The organism is Pedobacter sp. (assembly GCF_045628745.1).
Lineage (GTDB): Bacteria > Bacteroidota > Bacteroidia > Sphingobacteriales > Sphingobacteriaceae > Pedobacter.
In genome coordinates, this window is the sequence record NZ_JAZQPU010000009.1 from 1 (window position 1) to 2,539 (window position 2,539).

A 2,539-nucleotide genomic window follows, 5' to 3' on the forward strand; every position below is an offset into this window, starting at 1 on the left:
GGCTCAGAGAGTTGCACTGCTTTGGTAATGATGATCGAAGAATCTATTTGCAGGTTATAGGTATGGTTGTAGAACTCAAAACTGACGTTATAGTTCTTTTCCTGTGCAATAGCATGAGCTGTTACAAAAAGGAATAAGATCGTTCCGTAAAATTTGATTAAACGGTTCATGGCAGTTTCTATGATAAGGGGCTAGCTTAAATTTACGGAAATTTAAACTGTAAACACCATCATTAATAAAATGTTGCAGAATCATGCAAGATGTTGTGTAACAAATTGCGTGTTCTTGCGGGTTTTAAGGTAAAATTCATTCCACTGTTTGCTATTTTTGTGAAATAAAATTACATTTAGGCTTTCAAATAATACCTCAAACCTTTTCTTAAACCATTAACCACCATGTTTTCTAAAAAGCATTTTATTTGTTGTCTTTTGGTTTGTGTAACAACTGTAACACACGCTTCGGCGCTTATAGACAGTAACTTAATTAATCGAATTAAGGAACTAACTACCCAGTTAGGAAAAAAAGTAGCACCAGATAAAAGAACAGCAATATTCAATGTTCAAGTGCTGGAAACGCCTACTGCAACAGTAGAATTGGAAACCACCATCCCTTCAGCAGTTGCGGCTTTGCGCAGTGAATTTCAAAAAGCAGGACTTAATGTTATTGTACAGCCTAAATTATTGCCAGCAGCAGAATTAGGCACTCAATTATATGGGGTAGTGCGTTTATCAGTGGCTAACAACAGAAAAGAACCCGCTCATTCGGCAGAAATGATGACACAAATGCTCATGGGTACGCCCGTGGAGCTCTTGAAGAAAGAACGTGGCTATGCTTTGGTGCGCTCGCCAGATCAATATATTTCATGGGTAGAGACTGCCGCTCTCGCTATAATGGATGCCAATGATTTGCAAAGCTGGAAAAATGCCCAAAAACTGGTTTATACGGCCGATTATGGTTTTACTTATGCTGCGCCGAATGAAAAATCACAACGTGTATCTGATGTAGTGAATGGGGCTATCTTTAAAGTTTTGGGTAAAGAAAAAGGCTTTTACAAAATTCAATATGCCGATCAGCGCTTGGCTTATGTGCCGGTGCAAACTGCGGCCGACTATCAAAACTGGGTGAAAAGACCAAATCCAAAGGCTACAGCAATTTTAAATACGGCAAAAACTTTAATAGGGGTGCCATACCTCTGGGGTGGAACTTCGGTAAAAGGAGTAGACTGCAGTGGTTTTACCAAAACCAGTTATTTCTTAAACGGCATTGTCATTCCACGTGATGCTTCGCAGCAAGCCTTAGTGGGTACGCCGGTAGACGTTTTAGAAGCCGACACCCTTAACCTGCAGAAAGCTTTGAAAAACCTACAGCCTGGAGACCTGCTGTTTTTTGCGGCGGCTAAAGGAAAAACGCCTAATGCCCGTATTACCCATACGGCGATCTATATGGGTAATGGACAATTTATACAATCTGCAGGCATGGTGCGGATCAATAGTATTGACGCTTCCGCTGCAGATTATGATGCTTACAACACTAAAACTTTGGTCAGTGCTCGCCGCATGCTCGATGCTATCGGTACACCACAAATTCAACGCATGGATCAACATGAATTCTATACCAACCTTAAACCATGAGTAACAGAAGAGATTTTATAAAATCAACAAGCCTTATTGCAGGTGCAGGTATTGTGCTGGGCAATGCACCACTATTAGCACAGGCAAGTGAGCAGTTTGCCGGAAGAGGAAAGTTTAAACTGCGCTTTAGACCTTATACTTTACAATTGAACCATGTATTTACGCTGGCTACAAGTTCTCGTTCTACCACACCTGTGGTGTTAACAGAATTGGAATACGACGGCATTATTGGTTATGGTGAAGCATCGATGCCCCCTTACCTGGGTGAGTCGCATGATACAGTAATGAAATTTCTTGCCAAAGTAGACCTTTCTAAGTTTGATGATCCTTTCGACATGGAGAACATCTTGAACTATGTAGACCATATTGAAGAAGGCAACCGTGCCGCAAAAGCAGCCGTAGATATTGCTTTGCACGATTTAGTGGGCAAGATCATGAAACAGCCATGGTATAAAATATGGGGTTACGATGCCGCTAAGACACCCGCAACTTCCTTTACCATAGGTATTGATACACCAGAGGTAATCCGTCAGAAAGTTAAAGAAGCCGCACCTTATAAAATCTTAAAGGTAAAGCTTGGTCGTGATACGGATAAGAACATGATTGAAACCATCAGGGAGGTAACCGACAAGCCCATCTGCGTGGATGTTAACCAGGGCTGGAAAGATAAAGCCTTTGCTTTAGACATGGCACATTGGCTGCATGAAAAAGGCGTGGTCTTTATTGAGCAGGGCATGCCCAAAGAGCAGCGTGATGATAATGCCTGGCTAACGGAAAACAGTCCTATTCCTACCATTGGTGATGAGTCTGTACAGCGTTTAGACGATGTATTGAAAGCACACCATGTGTATAGTGGTATCAACATTAAACTGATGAAATGTACAGGCATGCGTGAAGCGCATAGAATG

Annotated in this window: 2 protein-coding genes; both read left to right on the forward strand. The window is 41.6% G+C overall.

Annotation, left to right across the window (positions count from 1 at the left end):
• The first annotated feature begins 395 nt into the window (after positions 1-395).
• Positions 396-1,631, forward strand: a complete 1,236-nt coding sequence (locus ACR2F7_RS00410; protein WP_432711633.1) for an NlpC/P60 family protein — start codon at positions 396-398, stop codon at positions 1,629-1,631.
• The coding region (locus tag ACR2F7_RS00415; RefSeq protein ID WP_432711634.1) for a dipeptide epimerase at positions 1,628-2,539 on the forward strand (912 nt) is incomplete at its 3' end. The genes ACR2F7_RS00410 and ACR2F7_RS00415, both read left to right, overlap by 4 nt.